This window comes from Amycolatopsis sp. NPDC059657, assembly GCF_042734395.1.
Classification (GTDB): domain Bacteria; phylum Actinomycetota; class Actinomycetes; order Mycobacteriales; family Pseudonocardiaceae; genus Amycolatopsis.
The window spans coordinates 12,379-27,634 of record NZ_JBHWEB010000120.1 but is presented as its reverse complement, the minus strand read 5'-3'; the positions used below and the strand labels follow the sequence as shown (position 1 = coordinate 27,634).

The following is a 15,256-nucleotide window of genomic DNA, read 5'->3' as shown; positions in this document are numbered from 1 at the left end:
CACCACCCGCAAAAACGGCGTCCACGTCCTCACCGCACTCCGCAACGCCATCACCGGCAACCCCTGGCTACCAACCAACCCAGCAACCACCTGACTAGTTACCCGTCGGGAACACTCATGACCTCAGCGCGAGGCGACCATGCGTGCGTAGCGGGTGCCCGCGGCCAGCAGGATCAGCCCGGCGCAGAGGAACGCGCCGACGCGCGCCATCCCGTCCAGCGCGCCCAGGTCGAACAGCACCAGCTTGAGCACGGCGGCGCCGACCAGCACCAGCCCGATCACCCGCAGCACGACCGAGTCGATGCCGCGTACCAGCAGCACCAGCGCGGCCACTGTCCACGAGACGGTGATCATCGCGTGCCCGACCGTGAATCCGGTCCGGTCCGGCATCACCAGCAGCGCCAGGTTCAGCACCACACCCGCCGCGCCGGTCAGCACGCCGAGCCCGGCGAGCACCCACGGCGCCACATTCTGCGAAGGCGTTCGCAGCGCGCCGAGCTTGTAAGCCACCCAAGGCAACGCACCCGAGATGACCAGGATCAGCGCGGCCGTCAGCAGCGCACCGGCGAGTTCACCAGGCCGGCGAGTCCAGAACACGACCAGCGTGGTGAGCCGGAAGTCGCCGAGCATCGCCACCGCGGCGCCGATCAGCCCGAACCCGAACGAACCCACGAGCGCGACCTTGCTCTTCGCACGCCAAGCCACCAGTGCGAGCACAACACCTTCGCCGAGCAGGATCGTCGCCTTCGCGGTCCCGTCGAACTGGGTGGACGTCGCCTGCAGCGCTGCCACCATGCCTGCCACCCCGGCGACATCGCCGGCGAACCCGGTCCACACCCGCCGCGTCGCCCAGATCGCGAGCAGTACGACGGCCGTGGCGCCGGCGACGGCGACCGCCTGCGTCTTCGGCAGGAAAGCGGCCGCCGCCAGCGACGGCACGACCGAGCCGGCGAGCAGGGCCAGCGCGGCGGGATCGTTCTGCCGCTTCATGGCGACGACCAGCGCGAGCGCGACCCCGACAACCGTCGAACCCAGCGCGGCGGCGGTGTTCGCCGTGCTGCCGGGACCACCGAGCAGCGTCGTGCTGAGCAGCGAGGCGAACAGCGGCGGTACCCCGGCGCCGACGGCCAGCGGAGTCCACTCGCGACGCAGCTGGACCGGAGCGGTCGCCAGCTGAAGCATCAACAGGAACGCGACCAATTCCGGGTGAAAGCCCTTGGTGATCACCGGTGCGCACACCGCGCACCCGATCACGACGGCCGTCCCGAGCAACGCCGAGTCCCACCGCGCGGCCAGCAACAGTCCGCCGACAGCGACCACCAGTCCAACGGCAAGCCCAGCCAACTGAGGCAGGAACTCGTACAAGGTGGTCGCCGCGATCGCGTCGAGGTAGAGCACGGCGATCCCGGTGGCGGCCAGCGCGAACGCACCCGTCCGCCCGGCCGGGTTCCGGTGCAGCCACAGCCCGGTCCCGATCATCCCCAGCCCGAACGCGGCGCCAACGAGAACCCGTGGCATCGGCCCGAGCCACCCACGCTGAATCGCCAGCACGAGGAGCAGCACGACGCCGAGCAGTGTCACGGCGCCACCGACCCAGGCCAGCACCCGGCTGCCAGCGCCTTCCTGGCCGAGCTTCTCGACGAGCGACTGTCGTGGCGGCGCCGGAGGCGGCAGGTATTGCGTTGACGCCAACGGCGGCCGCGCGGGCTGCCACTGTTGCTGCGGAGGCATTGGGTAGCCGGGCGGCGCCATCGGCTGCCCATACACGGGCATGGGCGGGAACATCGGCTGCGGTTGCGGAGCCGAGGCAGGCTGGGGCGAGGCTTGTTCGGCCTGGTCACCTTGCACGGTCCGGAGTTCGGCGCCGACCAACGAGAGCCGGCGCCCAAGGTCGTCGATCTCCCCGGCGAGCCTGAGGAGTGTCTCTCGATCAGTAGGCATGCGCACAGCATGAGGCGTGCACTACCCGGTCGGATCCGTAGCACTACTCAATCGAAGGTTGCGATTTGAGTAGTTCAGCCGGCCAGCGAGATCTTGATCATGGCATGCTCCGCGTCGGAGTACAGCGTCTCGATGGTGACGGCGTTGTTCAGCGTCGAGGTGCCATTAAAGGTCCCGCCGAAGCCGCCGTCCAGCTGGAAGTAGATCCCGTTGGCCGAGGTGTTCACAATCGCCACGTAGTTGGTCTTGGGCGTCGACTTCACCTCCTTGCCGAACCGGATCATGTCCCCGGCCTTCACCTCGACCTCGCAGACCCCATCCGAGCACGCCTTGAGATTCCGCCCATCAGCCACCGCGGGCGGCACGGTCGGCGTAGGACTGGCGGACGACGTCGTGGCGCTCGTACTCGGCGCGCTCGTCGGCGCCGCCGTGCTGCCGGCCGGCGCCGGCGCGGGTTTGGCAGGCTCAGCGTCTTGCCCGCACCCGGCGGAAAGCGCGACCGAGGCAAGCGCGGCGGCAAGGTTCCATTTCAGTGAGCCCATGCCGTGGATCGTCGCGGAAAGTGCCCGGGACCGGTCCCGTCACGTCAACGTCGGCAGCGACTCCCCATCGCCGGGTACGCGTCGCTCCGACAACCAGAACACGTAGCCCCGCAGATCGGTTTCCAACTCGGTGTCTTGGTAGCACAGGAAATCCCGAAGTCCTTGTGCGGCCTCGGCTTCATCCGCCCGTTCGCCGGCCGCCCACTCCGTTGCGGTCTTGACGGTCCATTCCCTCAGCCTGGCGCGCTCACCCCACCAGTCCTGGACGCTCTCAGGGGTCCAGTGCTCGTCGCCGTCCATCGCGTACCCGTTGAACGGATCCGCCCAGGCGGCCTGAAGCAACCGGTACGTCTCGGCACGCGAACGTGGCTGCCGGTAAACGAATTCTTCACCGAACCCGTCGTTGTAGCAGACGTTGTCGGGAGCGAAAAGCCTTCCACACCAACAGCTATCGGTCATGGCCCCGTACAAGGGGCCTGGCACGTTCCGCCAGTTGCGCTCTTCCCATTTGCCGCGGAGATACTCGCTTGGCTCGGGCAGCATGACCGGCTTTTGCGCGGCCGTGAGTATCGGCTCGACGACCACACCCGCCGACTCCCGGATCGCCGGAAGCGGATCCCAGTACCCACTCATTCGCTTTCCCCCGTGAACCTGCCATCACCTAAACGACAACCAGGGGAACCGAAACCCCCGCCGCGTCGGCGAGCTTCGTGAGATCTTCCGGATCGGAGGTCAGCACCACGCCGCCATAGCTGATCGCGGTGACCACAACGGCCGCGTCGACGACATCCGCAGTCCCCGACAAAGCGAGCAGCCGCCCAGCCGCCTCGGCGACCTCGTCGGTGAACGGCACGGAACGGCACATCTGCCGCACCGTGGCGAGTGGTGCCTGTCGTGGACTCGCCCGCCACACTTGGGCAAGCACGACAGTCGGTAGAAGTGGCGGCTTGCCGGTCGCGAGGACATCGCGGCATGCGGTGAACACGTGGCCACGTGGCTTCCGCTCCAGGTGGATCAGTGCACCGGCGTCGAGAATCAAGCGGTGGCCGGTCATCCGGCCCGCCGTTCGTCGGGAAAGCCGAGCAACCTGGCCAATGCCGCTCGGCGTGCGGCGACCTCTTCGAGTGATTCCGGAAGGCCGATACCCGCTTCGGCCAGTTTGGCTCGAATCTCGGCCGCGTCTTCGGCATCCGGTTCGCCGAACCGGGCGACGTATTCGACCGCGGCCGCTTGGGCTTCGGCGAGGTCGGCGGCGGCCTCGGCGGCTTCGGCCAGCCAGGTCGAGAGTGGAACACCTGCGCGCTCGGCTGCTCGGCGAGCGCGGGCGGCGACTACATCTGGCAACGACACGCTGAGTTTCTCCACGGCCATGGTCGACACTTTACGTCAACCGGTACTACCAGGGTAGCACCAAGCGGCCTAGTCCACTCGCGAGGTGCGGTATCGACAACCTCGCCGAGGTTCGCCATGCGCGAGAACGCAGCCCTGCCTGCCACCCTCGGAAGCCATGATCGGGACATGCCCCAGATCGAGGTTGTACTCGGCGACATCACTCGCGAGCAGGTCGACTGCGTGGTCACGGCCGCGAATGAGTCGCTGCTCGGCGGCGGCGGTGTGGACGGCGCCATCCACCGCGCGGCCGGACCGAGGCTCTCCGAAGCGGGTGGTGCGATCGGTCCTTGCGATCCGGGCGACGCGATGGCGACCCCGGCGTTCGATCTGAACCCACCGATCAAGTTCGTGATCCACACAGTCGGCCCGCTCTGGGAAGGCGGCACATTCGGCGAATCCGAGGTGCTCGCTTCGTGCTACTGGCGAAGTCTCGCCGTCGCCGACGAGTTCGGTGTTCGCAGCATCGCATTCCCGGCGATAGCCACTGGTGTCTATGGCTTTCCCGCTGACCAAGCCGCTCGAGCGGCTGAGTGCGAACGGAAGAATCTGGCCACTCAACGTCCAGATTCCTCCTTTCGCGAAGCTCGCCCGCGCCCCCGGTCAGCCGACCTGGACGAGCGCGCCTTGCGGCCTGGACGAGAACTGGGTCGCCAGGCGCATCGGCGCCGGGTGCGGCGGCAGGATGGTCGAGGCGAACGGCGTGGACGTCACCCCGCTCGCGTAGTTGGTCAGCAGGTGCACGCTGACGTGCACGTTCCGGTCGGCCGGGATCTCGAATGTCACGCTGCCCCAGGTGACCACGTACTGCCTGCCGTCGATGCTGGCGTACGGCGCGTAGTAGTTCACGGCGCTGTTCGAAAAGGGCGGTATCTCGATGGTGAGCAGCCTGCGGGGACCGTCGTGATTGTCGACGTAAGGGATCACGCCGGGCACTGTGGCGAGGTCGGTCGGCTCGGTCATCGGGCGGAGCCTAGCGAACGGCGGGTCGGCCCGACTTCATGTGATCGACACCACGAGCGACAATGGAGGACGTGACCGCCACGATGAGCAAGCCCGCGCTGAAGATCGGCCAGTACGACGTCGATCCGCCAGTCGTGCTCGCGCCCATGGCCGGGATCACCAACGTCGCTTTCCGGCAGCTCTGTGCCGAGTACGGCGCCGGCATCTACGTCTGCGAGATGATCACCGCCCGCGCGGTCGTCGAACGGCATCCCGGCACCATGCACATGATGACCTTCGGGGAACACGAGAAGCCCAGGTCGATGCAGCTTTATGGCGTTGACCCGAAGACCATGCGCGAGGCCGTCAAGATCATCACGGGTGAGGGGCTCGCCGACCACATCGACTCCAACTTCGGCTGCCCGGTCGCCAAGGTGACGCGGAAGGGCGGCGGGGCCGCGCTGCCGTTCAAGCGGAAGCTGTTCGCGGACATCGTGCGGGAGTCGGCGAAGGCCGCGGCCGAGGCGGGGGTGCCGTTCACCGTCAAGTTCCGGGTCGGGATCGACGACGAGCACCTGACCTTCCTCGACGCCGGTCGGATCGCCGAGGCCGAGGGCGCGGCCGCTGTCAGCCTGCACGCGCGGACCGCCGCTCAGCGGTACTCCGGGCAGGCGGACTGGTCGAAGATCGCCGAGCTGAAGCAGGCCGTGACCAGCATTCCGGTGCTGGGCAACGGGGACATCTTCTGCGCCGATGACGCGCTGCGGATGATGGCCGAGACCGGGTGCGACGGCGTTGTCGTCGGACGGGGCTGTCTTGGCAGGCCGTGGCTGTTCGGGGAGCTGGAGGCCGCTTTCGCCGGGCGGCCGGTTCCGCAGGGGCCGAACCTCGGTGAGGTCGCGCGGGTGCTGCGGCGGCATGCCGAACTGCTGGTCGAGCATGACGGGGACACCAAGGCGCTGCGGGACCTGCGCAAGCACATGGCCTGGTACTTCATGAACTTCCCGGTCGGCTCCGAGCTGCGCCGCGGGTTCGCGATGGTGTCCAGCATGGCCGAGCTCGACGACCTGATCGCCAAGCTCGACCATGACGCGCCGTTCCCCGAGAACGCCGATGGGCCGCGGGGGCGTCAGGGGTCGCCGGGCAAGGTGACGCTGCCGCACGGGTGGCTCGACGACCCGGACGACGACTGCGTCCCCGAGACCGAGGACATGCACTCCGGGGGCTGATCAGCAGGCAACGCCCGACGACCAGGCGTCGTAGATCATCGGGTAGTCGCCGAGCTTGACGAAGCCCTCGATGCATTCATCGTGATCGCGGATCCATGGTGGGGCGAGGTTCTCATTGACCTCGACCCTGACCCACTTCCTTTCACCCCAGCATTGGTTGAACCAGGCCTCGCCGTGCGATGCCTGGAAGCCGCACTGCACGGCGGCCGCCGGTGCGGCCGTCGCCGTCGAAACGGTCGCGGCGGTCGCCACCGTGGCCGCGGCCACGGCCAGCGCGCGAATTGGTTTACTCATGTTGCTCCCCAGCTCATTCGGGTACATCCGCGAGCAGTCTCACGTCGGCCGAGCAGGCCGTAAAGGCGTTTCAGCGGAGGCTGAAACACCGACCACGGATAACCACCGGCAGATCCGGGTAGTCCTACTCAAGCGGACTGGCGAGCACTGCTGCCACGCTCGTTAGCTGGACGAGGAGGACACCGTGGAGCAGTCGGAAACCCAGCGGAAGGCACCTGGCAAAGCGGTCGGCGTACTGGTCGGTCTCGCCGCGTTCGCGATCCCGATCCTGATCCAGATCGCCGGGGTGAACCCGGCGGGCGTGGTCGGGTCGTCGATCTTCGAGTTGCTCGCCGTGGTCGGGCTCGGCGCGCTCGCGCTCGGGATCGGGCTCATGGGGCTGACCACCCAGTGGAAGAAATTCGGGGCCGGGCTGGCCTGGGCAGGCGTGCTGGGCCTGGTGGCCTTGGCCGCGTCCGTCGCGTTGCTCGCCTACGCGCTGTCACATTTGACGTTTTAAGCCACCCTGAAAGTGGTGGCCGCCGTCGCCGCTTTGTAGTTCAGTAGAGCTGGTGAGCATCGACGAAGAGCGGATCGTTTTCTGCACCGAGGACGGCACTCCGACAGGGGAGACCGGGCCGAAACTGGCCAGCCACCATGAGCACACCCGGCTGCATCTGGCGTTCTCGTGTTACGTCTTCCGCCGCGCCGACGGCAAGTTCCTGATCACGCAGCGCGCGGCCTCGAAGAAGGTCTGGCCCAGCGTGTGGACCAACAGCGTGTGCGGCCATCCGGCGCCGGGCGAGTCACTCGAGGACGCCGTGCGCCGCCGCGCCGACTACGAGCTCGGGATGCCTCAGCTGGACGAGCTCACCTGCGTGCTGCCGAAGTATGTCTATCGGACGCCGGTTTTCGACGGGGTCGTCGAGCACGAGTTCTGTCCCGTGTTCACGGCACTGGTCGATGAGGACCCGAAGCCGAATCCGGAAGAAGTCGACGATTTCCGGTGGCTCACCTGGGATGATTACGTGAAGTTACTGGATCAGCCGGATGCAAATGTGAGTTACTGGGCGAAAGACCAGTTTTCGCTGCTCAAGGGCTTGCCGCAGTTTTCTGCCGGGAAATAGCGAACCGACGAATGTGACAACGAGCGACGAATGTCGTCCACTTGAGCGATATTCGCGTTCTACCGTACCGATATCTCAAGAGCCGCCTCCTTTACGTCGACATGAATTGCGTGACGGAGGTGACAGTCGTGCCGGACCACGAGACCGCGCTCGCGACGGGCGCGGCCGGGACCGACCTGCTCGCACTCCATGAGTCCATCGCCGGGATGCTCGCCAATCAGGGCGACTGGCGCCGCGCCTACGAGCATCTCCGCTCGGCGCTCGACCTGGCGCACGCCGGCAGCCTGCGCGACTCGCTGACCTCCAGTTACAACCGCCGCTACCTCGATCAGCACCTGCACGGCCTGCTCCGCGAACGCCGGGGCGGGATCGCCGTCGCGCTGATCGACCTCGACCTGTTCAAGCGGGTCAACGACACGTATGGGCACCTGGTCGGCGACCGGGTGCTCCGCCGCGTCGCCGGGCTGCTGCAGGAGGGACTGCCGCCCGGCGCGTTCTGCGCACGGTACGGCGGCGAGGAGTTCGCGCTGGTCATGCCGGACATCGACGCACGCACCGCGGTGCGCGTGGCCGAGGCGGCGCGTGCGAGAGTGGCTGATCACCAGTGGTCGAAGGTGCAGCCGGGGCTCAGGGTCACCATCAGCATCGGGCTGGCCCACGAGAGCGGGCCTGGACAGGGCCGCGCGCTCGAAGCGGAACGGCAGCTGGTGCGCGCGGACACGCTCCTTTACGCCGCGAAACGAGCCGGGCGCAATATGGTCGCTTATCGGGACAGTGAGTCTGTCCACATCGTTAAGCACCCTCAGTAACGAAAATCCCGACATTAACCCTGCAGAACGCGACGATCTTCACCAGAACGTGGCGATCGTGGTCAGCTGACGTACTGACGGTGAAAAAATTAGGGCCAGGGTGTCGTCAGGAACAACAGGTATCCGTACGATAACGAAAGGCCCGTACTGCTGAGTAAGCCTCAGCTGCCCTGCTCACGACCGCTACGAGAGGAGACCGAGTGCCCGACGAGCGCAACGAAGGCACCGGTCAACGCTCCAGCGGGAACCCTCCGAGACGCCCGCGCGCCGATCGACGCCGTTCGATGGAGGCCTCCGGCGGGATCAGTGTCTCGGACATGGTCGCGCGGCACACGGGTGAACGCCCGGTGTTCGCCCCGCCCGCTCCCGACCTGCCGCGAGCGCCCCGGCGCGCCGCCACCCCCGAGCCACCCGCACGGCAGCCGCGGCAGTCCGGCGCCCACCCGGTGCCCGTCCGCCAGCCGCGCCGGGGGCCCATCACCGGTGAGCCGCCCGCCCGCGCCGCCATGCCGCCGGTCGCGAAGCCGCCGCTGCGCCGTCCGCAGCCGGAAGCGACCCAGATCGCCAAGCCCGCGCCCGTCAAGCCGCCTGTCAAGCCCCAGCGTCGTCCGGAGCCGGACGCCACCCAGGTAGCCCAGCCGGTGCGCAGGCCGCGACGGCCGTCCGCGCCGCGCCCGCCGGTCGAGACGCTGATGACCGACGAGCTCGACACCATCGACGAGCCGACCAGGCAGCGGCGCAAGATCGACCACACGCTCGCCCGCTTCTCCGCCGCGCACGACGAGCTGGAGCAGGAGGAGAGCCGTAAGCGGGAACGCCGTGAGCGGCTCGCCGCCCGTCCCGCCGCGCTGCTCGAGCAGACGCGCACCGCGTTGCAGCGCGTCGTCGCGCCTTCCGCCGCCGAGCCCGCGGAAAAGGCCGAAGAGAAGCCCTCACAGACCCGCTTGCAGGAAAAGAAGGTCCGCAAGACCGAACGGTCCGTCCTGATCGGCCGGATCGTCGCGATCGCGCTGGCCGCGATCGTGTTCGCGGGCACCGGCGCCGCCTGGGGCGCCAAGGTGTTCTTCGACCAGCAGTTCAAGTCGGTCTCCGCGCTCGACGAGAACTCGGCCGACATCCAGAACGCCGCCGGGCAGACCGGTGACGAGAACTTCCTCATGGTCGGCTCGGACTCGCGCGACGGCGCGGCGGCCGAAGACGGCGTCGGCACCGCCAACGGCACGCCGGGCGCACGCTCCGACACGGTCATGATCGCGCACATCCCGGCGGACCGGCAGCGCGTCGTGATGGTCTCCTTCCCGCGTGACCTCGAGATCTCGCGGCCGGAGTGCAACCGCTTCGACCCCGCGACTTCCCAGTACAGCGACGAAAAATCGCCCGCGCAGAAGATCGCGAAGCTGAACACCGCGTACGCCGTCGGCGGACCGCAGTGCGTGACCAAGGTGATCCAGCAGATCACCGGCATGAAGATGACCCATTTCGTCGGCATCGACTTCAACGGCTTCAAGGACATGGTCGACGCGGTGCAGGGCGTCACCGTCCACACCGAGATCCCGATCGACGACGAAGTGCTCGGCCTGGTCATCCCGGAGGCGGGCGATCACGCGATCAGCGGCGACCAGGCGCTGAACTTCGTGCGCGCCAGGCACGTCAAGAAGGACGTCACCTCCGACTACGGCCGGATCAAGCGGCAGCAGGAGTTCATCGGCGCGCTGCTCAAGAAGGTCATGTCCAAGGACGTGATGCTCAACGCGGGCAAGCTCACCGGCTTCGTCACCGCGTTCGCGAAGGCCACGTTCGGTGACAACATCGGCATCGACCAGATGCTCACGCTCGCGCAGTCCATGAAGGGCGTCGACCCGGCCAAGGTCAACTTCATGACCGTGCCGACCACGGGCAACGCGAACAGCCGCGGCAACGAGGTGCTGGTGCAGGGCAAAGCCTCGGCGGTGTTCAAGGCGCTGATCGAGAACGCGCCGCTGCCCGACCCGAACAAGCCGGTCGAAGAAGCCGCCCCGCCGTCCACGCCTGCCAAGTCCGCTGGTGGCGGCAAGAAATCCGCGACCACCGGATAACCCCCAGTGACCTCGGCAATTGTTAAGCCAGGTTCACGTCCGGTTCACCCTGCGATGCGGCATTCGAGAATCACCGCACGTAAAGTGAGACCATGCGCGAGGCTTACCACGTCGAACTCGAACAGCTGGCCGTCAAGCTGGCTGCAATGTCACTTCAGGTCGCGGACGCCATGGAACTGGCGACCAAGGCGCTCCTGGAGACGGATCTCAGCCTGGCGGAACAGGTCATCAGCGGCGACTCCAAGGTCGACGACGCACGGGCGGACTGCGAGGAGGCGGCGTACGCGCTGCTGGCACTCCAGGCACCCGTCGCGACCGATCTGCGGACCGTGCTGGCCGCCATCCACGCGGCGGAGAGCCTGGAGCGGATGGGTGACCTGGCGCTGCACGTCGCCAAGGCCGCGCGCCGCCGTCACCCGGAAGCAGTGCTCCCTGATGACGTCAAGCCGTACTTCGCCGAAATGGGCTCGGTCGCGGTCAAGCTGGCCAGGCAGGCCGAGACCGTCATCAAGACCAAGGACGTCGAAGCGGCCCGCTCGCTCGAGGCCGACGACGACCAGGTCGACGACATCCACAAGCACCTGTTCACCGTGATCATGGACAAGGACTGGCAGCACGGTGTCGCCGCGGCCGTCGATGTCACGCTGCTGGGCCGCTTCTACGAGCGCTTCGCCGACCACGCGGTGTCGGTCGCGCGCCGCATGGTCTTCGTGGTAACCGGCCGCATGCCGGGCTACGGCTCCGCTGAAGACCTGTAACAGCACCAAAAAGCGGGCCTCATCCCGGGATGAGGCCCGCTTTTTGGTGTCAGTACTCAGCCGAAGCGGCCGGAGATGTAGTCCTCGGTCGCTTTTTCGTTGGGATTGGAGAAGATCTTCTCCGTGTCGTTCAGCTCGACGAGACGACCCGGCTGGCCGACGCCCGCCAGGTTGAAGAACGCCGTCTGGTCCGAAACACGGGCGGCCTGCTGCATGTTGTGAGTCACGATGACGATCGTGTACTCCTTCTTCAGCTCACCGATCAGGTCCTCGATCGCCAGCGTGGAGATCGGGTCCAGCGCGGAACACGGCTCGTCCATCAGCAGCACGTCCGGCCGCACCGCGATCGCGCGCGCGATGCAGAGCCGCTGCTGCTGACCACCGGAGAGGCCGCCGCCCGGCTTGTTCAGCCGGTCCTTGACCTCGTTCCACAGGTTCGCGCCACGCAGTGCGCGCTCGGCGATCTCGTCGAGGCGCTTCTTGTTCTTGGTGCCGGCCAACCGAAGCCCGGCGACCACGTTGTCCTTGATGGACATCGTGGGGAACGGGTTCGGGCGCTGGAACACCATGCCGATCGTGCGGCGCACCTGCACGGGGTCCACAGTGGACGAATAGATGTCCTCGCCGTCGAGCAGCACCTCGCCCTCGACCCGCGCGCCGGGGATGACCTCGTGCATGCGGTTGAGGGTGCGGAGCACGGTCGACTTGCCACAGCCGGACGGGCCGATGAACGCGGTGACGTTACGCGGCGGCACCGAGAGCGTGACGTTGTCCACGGCGTGGAACTTGCCGTAGTAGATGTCTACGTCTTTGACGTCGATTCGCTTGGCCATGACTCACTTCTTCTTCGGGGCGACGAGGCGGGAGATCAGCGTGGCGAGCAGGTTGATCACCGCGATGATGATCACCAGCGTCAGCGCGGCGCCCCAGATGCGCTCGAAGCCGACGCTGCCGGGGGTCATCGTGTTGGTGACACGCTCGTTGTTCATCACCAGCGGCAGTGAGGCCTGCTCGCCGCTGAAGATGTTCCAGTTGACGTAGCTGGAATAGCCGACGAGCACCAGCAGTGGCGCGGTCTCACCCATGACACGGGCGAGCGCCATCATGATGCCGCCGATGATGCCGGACAGCGCCGTCGGCAGCACGATCTTCACGATCGTCTTCCACTTGGGAACGCCCAGCGCGTAGGACGCCTCGCGCAGGTCGTCCGGCACGATCCGGAGCATTTCCTCCGAGGACCGCACGACCACCGGGATCATCAGCAGCACCAGTGCCAGCGACACGGCGAAACCACTGCGCGGCAGGCCGAACGTGGTGATCCACAGCGCGTAGATGAACAACGCGGCGACGATCGAGGGGACACCGGAGAGGATGTCGACCATGAACGTGGTGGTCTTCGCGAGCTTGCCACGGCCGTACTCGACCAGGTAGATCGCGACGAACAGACCGAGCGGCACGGCGATGACCGCGCAGACCAGGCCTTGGAGCAGGGTGCCGATCACCGCGTGCAGCACGCCGCCGCCGACCTCGTCGGACAGCACGCTCCCGAAGTCCTCGCTCCACCAGTTGGAGAACGGGAGCCGGGTGATGCCGTTGACGATCACCGTGTACAGCACCCACACCAGCGGGACGACGGCGATCAGGAACGACAGCCACACGAGCACGGTCGCGACACCGTTCTTGGCCTTGCGTGCCAAGCTGACCTGCTGGAACGCAGGTGTCGACGCGGGCGCTTCGAGCGAAGTGGTCATCTCAGTCCACCTTCTTGGCGATGATGGACCTGGCCGCGAAGTTGACCAGGAAGGTCAGCAGGAACAGCACCAGGCCCGCCGCGATGTAGGCACCGGCGGAGGTCACGTTGTTGAACTCGCTGTAGTTCGCGGCGATCTTGGACGCGAAGGTCGCGCCGCCGTCGAACACGCTCCAGGTGAAGTCCCGGCCGACCGGGATCAGCAGGATGACCGCCAGCGCGATCGTCTCGCCGAGCGCGCGGCCGAGGCCGAGCATCGAGGCGCCGATGTACCCGGCCTTGCCGAACGGCAGCACCGTGGTCCTGATGACCTCCCAGCGGGTGGCGCCCAGCGCCAGCGCGCCTTCGATGTGCGGGGTCGGCGTGCGCTCGAACACCTCCCGCGTCAGCGAGGAGATGATCGGCAGCAGCATCACGGCGAGCACGACGCCCGCGGTGAAGATCGTGCCGCGCACGCTCGGCGCCACGTTGCCCGGCGCGAAGACCGGGATCCACGAGAACGTGTCGTTGACCCACAGCGAGAACGGCTCGATCGCGGGCGCGAGCACGAGGATGCCCCACAGGCCGAAGATGATCGACGGCACCGCGGCGAGCAGGTCGATGACGTAGGCGAACGCCCTGGCCAGGCGCTTCGGCGCGTACTGCGTCAGGAACAGCGCGATGCCCAGCGAGACCGGCATCGCGATGATCAGCGCGACGAGCGAGGTGGCGACGGTGACCTGGAGCAGGTCCAGGATGCCGAACGCCATGTTGTTCGGGTCACCGGTCGACCAGCCGGAGGAGAACAGGAAGTTCGCGTTGTCGGCCTTGAGCGCCGGAATGGCCTGCACCAGCAGGAACAGTCCGATCAGGCCGATCAGTGCGACGACGAAGACGCCGGCGCCGGTGGTCAGGTTCTTGAAGATGCGGTCGCCGGGGCGCTGTTTCACCGCGGCCTGGGACCCCGGTTTCGGTGCCGAGGCCGGTGCTTGCTCCGAAATCGGGGCCTCCGGGGGGATACGAGAGGACGGCGAACGCCCACCGGGGTCCCCGGTGGGCGTTCGCGTCGAAGTTGAGTCGGTCATCGACTTCTTCAGTCCAGCCTGTCGTGTGTGTTACGCGATGGCCTTGATGGCACCCAGGACCTTGGTCTGCAGCGAGGCCGGGATCGGGACGAAACCCTTCTCCGACAGCGGCTTCTGACCATCGGTCGCGGCGACGTTCAGGAACGCCTTCACGGCCTTCGCGACGTTCGCGTCAGCGTACTTGGAGCAGACGATCTCGTAGGTCGTGAGCAGCAGCGGGTAGGCGCCAGGGGTGTTGCTGCCGTAGATGCCGTCGAGGTCGAGCGCGAGGTCGTTTGAGCCTTCCTTCTTGAACTTCGCCGCGTCGAGCGCCTTGGCGACGTTCGCGGCGGAGAGCTCGACCGCACCGGAACCGCTGTCGAGCAGAGCGGCGCTCACGCCGTCCTTGGCGAAGGCGCCCTCGACGTAGGTGATGCCACCGTCGGAGGCCTTGACGGCCTCGACGACACCGTTCGACTTGGCAGCGCCGTTGCCGACGCCACCCTTGAACGCCTTGCCGTCACCCTGGGTCCAGGCGCCCTTGGAGGCGACCTTGAGGTACTTCTGGAAGTTGTCGGTGGTGCCGGACTCGTCCGAGCGGGAGACGACCTGGATCGGCTTCGACGGCAGGGTCAGCGACTCGTTGCCCTTGACCGCCTTGATGGCCGGGTCGTCCCACGTCTTGACGGTGCCGTTGAAGATCTTGGCGGTGACCTCGGGGGTCAGCACCAGCTTGTCGACGCCCTGGAGCTTGTAGGCGATGGCGACCGGGCCGACGACCAGCGGGAGGTTCCAGGCGTCGCTGGCGCAGCGGGCCTTGGCGGCTTCGGCGTCGGCACCCGAGAGCGGCGAGTCCGAACCGGCGAAGTCGACCTGGTTGGCGTTGAACTGCTTCACACCCGCGCCGGAACCGGTCGGGTTGTAGTTCACCTGCTGACCGGCGCACTTGGCGGTGTACTTCTGCTTGAAGATTTCGACGGCGTTGTTCTGCGCGGACGAACCTTCGGCCGACAGCGGGCTCTTGCCACCGCACTCCACCTGGGCCGTGGCGTCGCCAGCGGGCACCGCGGCGGACGAGCCGCTGCCGCTGTTCTTCGCCGCGGGGTCGGAACCACAGGCCACGAGCACGAGGGCGGCGCTCGCCACGATGCCGATCGCGCCCAACGGCCGCATGATCTTCACTGCATTTCCTCCAGCTGGAGAGTTTCCTCAGGTCCACGCGAACGTCTCGCCGCGCCGGAACCGGACATTAGGCAGCCGGAATGGACAGATGGTCCTGTACAGGTGAACGGAAAGTGAACACCGCCGTGATGTGAGCAGTGCTACTCGTACCGAGAGATGCCCGTCACCTGGCCGTGACCTGCGTGTACGCCCTCAG

Annotated in this window: 18 protein-coding genes and 1 pseudogene; 7 read left to right on the top strand and 12 right to left on the bottom strand. The window is 67.1% G+C overall.

Annotated elements, in window-relative coordinates; translation table 11 throughout:
- Positions 1 to 123: 123 nt before the first annotated feature.
- From ACFV15_RS39630 to ACFV15_RS39605, 6 genes are all read right to left on the bottom strand, one after another.
- Complete coding sequence (locus ACFV15_RS39630) at positions 124 to 1,941, bottom strand: DUF2339 domain-containing protein (RefSeq protein WP_378357471.1); 1,818 nt, start codon at positions 1,939 to 1,941, stop codon at positions 124 to 126.
- A gap of 74 nt (positions 1,942 to 2,015) precedes the next feature.
- Complete coding sequence (locus ACFV15_RS39625; protein WP_378357469.1) at positions 2,016 to 2,483, bottom strand: hypothetical protein; 468 nt, start codon at positions 2,481 to 2,483, stop codon at positions 2,016 to 2,018.
- A 39-nt stretch (positions 2,484 to 2,522) separates the two neighbouring features.
- The gene (locus ACFV15_RS39620) at positions 2,523 to 3,116 is read right to left on the bottom strand and encodes a hypothetical protein (protein ID WP_378357467.1); all 594 of its coding nucleotides are present in this window, start codon (positions 3,114 to 3,116) and stop codon (positions 2,523 to 2,525) included.
- 28 nt (positions 3,117 to 3,144) lie between these two features.
- Positions 3,145 to 3,537 carry a PIN domain-containing protein gene (locus ACFV15_RS39615; protein WP_378357465.1) on the bottom strand — a complete coding sequence of 131 codons (393 nt, stop codon included), beginning with the start codon at positions 3,535 to 3,537 and terminating at the stop codon, positions 3,145 to 3,147.
- Positions 3,534 to 3,854: a hypothetical protein gene (locus tag ACFV15_RS39610; RefSeq protein WP_378357464.1), complete on the bottom strand. Its 321-nt coding sequence runs from the start codon at positions 3,852 to 3,854 to the stop codon at positions 3,534 to 3,536. The genes ACFV15_RS39615 and ACFV15_RS39610 overlap by 4 nt, the downstream gene beginning before the upstream one ends.
- A 48-nt stretch (positions 3,855 to 3,902) precedes the next feature.
- Entirely contained in the window at positions 3,903 to 4,115 is a 213-nt protein-coding gene (locus ACFV15_RS39605) for a hypothetical protein (protein WP_378357462.1), read from the bottom strand.
- Between ACFV15_RS39605 and ACFV15_RS39600 the strand changes: the two are divergent.
- Positions 4,056 to 4,343: pseudogene (locus ACFV15_RS39600) on the top strand (macro domain-containing protein); the annotation flags it as partial. The gene ACFV15_RS39605 and the pseudogene ACFV15_RS39600 overlap by 60 nt on opposite strands.
- Positions 4,344 to 4,475: 132 nt before the next feature.
- Here ACFV15_RS39600 and ACFV15_RS39595 read toward each other — a convergent pair.
- Positions 4,476 to 4,835 carry a hypothetical protein gene (locus ACFV15_RS39595; RefSeq protein ID WP_378357461.1) on the bottom strand — a complete coding sequence of 120 codons (360 nt, stop codon included), beginning with the start codon at positions 4,833 to 4,835 and terminating at the stop codon, positions 4,476 to 4,478.
- A 62-nt stretch (positions 4,836 to 4,897) separates the two neighbouring features.
- Here ACFV15_RS39595 and dusB point away from each other — a divergent pair, with 62 nt between their 5' ends.
- Positions 4,898 to 6,043: a tRNA dihydrouridine synthase DusB gene (gene dusB, locus ACFV15_RS39590; protein ID WP_378357459.1), complete on the top strand. Its 1,146-nt coding sequence runs from the start codon at positions 4,898 to 4,900 to the stop codon at positions 6,041 to 6,043.
- Here the strand turns inward: dusB and ACFV15_RS39585 are convergent, their stop codons facing one another.
- On the bottom strand, positions 6,044 to 6,337 hold the full coding sequence (locus ACFV15_RS39585) for a DUF6355 family natural product biosynthesis protein (protein ID WP_378357458.1): 294 nt from the start codon (positions 6,335 to 6,337) through the stop codon (positions 6,044 to 6,046).
- 184 nt (positions 6,338 to 6,521) lie between these two features.
- On the opposite strand from ACFV15_RS39585, the gene ACFV15_RS39580 reads away from it, so the two are divergent.
- The 5 genes from ACFV15_RS39580 to phoU all read left to right on the top strand — a co-directional run bounded on the left by ACFV15_RS39580 (position 6,522) and on the right by phoU (position 11,085).
- The gene (locus ACFV15_RS39580; RefSeq protein WP_378357456.1) at positions 6,522 to 6,836 is read left to right on the top strand and encodes a hypothetical protein; all 315 of its coding nucleotides are present in this window, start codon (positions 6,522 to 6,524) and stop codon (positions 6,834 to 6,836) included.
- A 52-nt stretch (positions 6,837 to 6,888) separates the two neighbouring features.
- Complete coding sequence (gene idi, locus ACFV15_RS39575) at positions 6,889 to 7,443, top strand: isopentenyl-diphosphate Delta-isomerase (RefSeq protein WP_378357455.1); 555 nt, start codon at positions 6,889 to 6,891, stop codon at positions 7,441 to 7,443.
- A gap of 110 nt (positions 7,444 to 7,553) precedes the next feature.
- Complete coding sequence (locus ACFV15_RS39570) at positions 7,554 to 8,252, top strand: GGDEF domain-containing protein (protein ID WP_378357453.1); 699 nt, start codon at positions 7,554 to 7,556, stop codon at positions 8,250 to 8,252.
- A 692-nt stretch (positions 8,253 to 8,944) separates the two neighbouring features.
- A complete protein-coding gene (locus ACFV15_RS39565; protein ID WP_378357472.1) occupies positions 8,945 to 10,327 on the top strand; it encodes an LCP family protein in 1,383 nt (460 codons plus the stop codon).
- A gap of 92 nt (positions 10,328 to 10,419) precedes the next feature.
- Positions 10,420 to 11,085 (top strand): phosphate signaling complex protein PhoU, encoded by a 666-nt coding sequence (phoU, locus tag ACFV15_RS39560; protein WP_378357451.1) that lies wholly within the window; start codon positions 10,420 to 10,422, stop codon positions 11,083 to 11,085.
- Positions 11,086 to 11,141: 56 nt separating this feature from the next.
- Here phoU and pstB read toward each other — a convergent pair whose 3' ends face one another.
- From pstB to pstS, 4 genes are read right to left on the bottom strand one after another with little or no spacing between them, the layout of a single operon-like run.
- Entirely contained in the window at positions 11,142 to 11,918 is a 777-nt protein-coding gene (pstB, locus tag ACFV15_RS39555) for a phosphate ABC transporter ATP-binding protein PstB (protein ID WP_378357449.1), read from the bottom strand.
- Positions 11,919 to 11,921: 3 nt separating this feature from the next.
- Positions 11,922 to 12,836, bottom strand: coding sequence for a phosphate ABC transporter permease PstA (gene pstA, locus ACFV15_RS39550; protein ID WP_378357448.1), 915 nt, complete (start codon positions 12,834 to 12,836; stop codon positions 11,922 to 11,924).
- Position 12,837: 1 nt separating this feature from the next.
- Positions 12,838 to 13,899 carry a phosphate ABC transporter permease subunit PstC gene (pstC, locus tag ACFV15_RS39545; RefSeq protein ID WP_378357446.1) on the bottom strand — a complete coding sequence of 354 codons (1,062 nt, stop codon included), beginning with the start codon at positions 13,897 to 13,899 and terminating at the stop codon, positions 12,838 to 12,840.
- A 30-nt stretch (positions 13,900 to 13,929) separates the two neighbouring features.
- Positions 13,930 to 15,060 carry a phosphate ABC transporter substrate-binding protein PstS gene (pstS, locus tag ACFV15_RS39540; protein WP_378357444.1) on the bottom strand — a complete coding sequence of 377 codons (1,131 nt, stop codon included), beginning with the start codon at positions 15,058 to 15,060 and terminating at the stop codon, positions 13,930 to 13,932.
- Between the last annotated feature and the right edge of the window lie 196 nt (positions 15,061 to 15,256).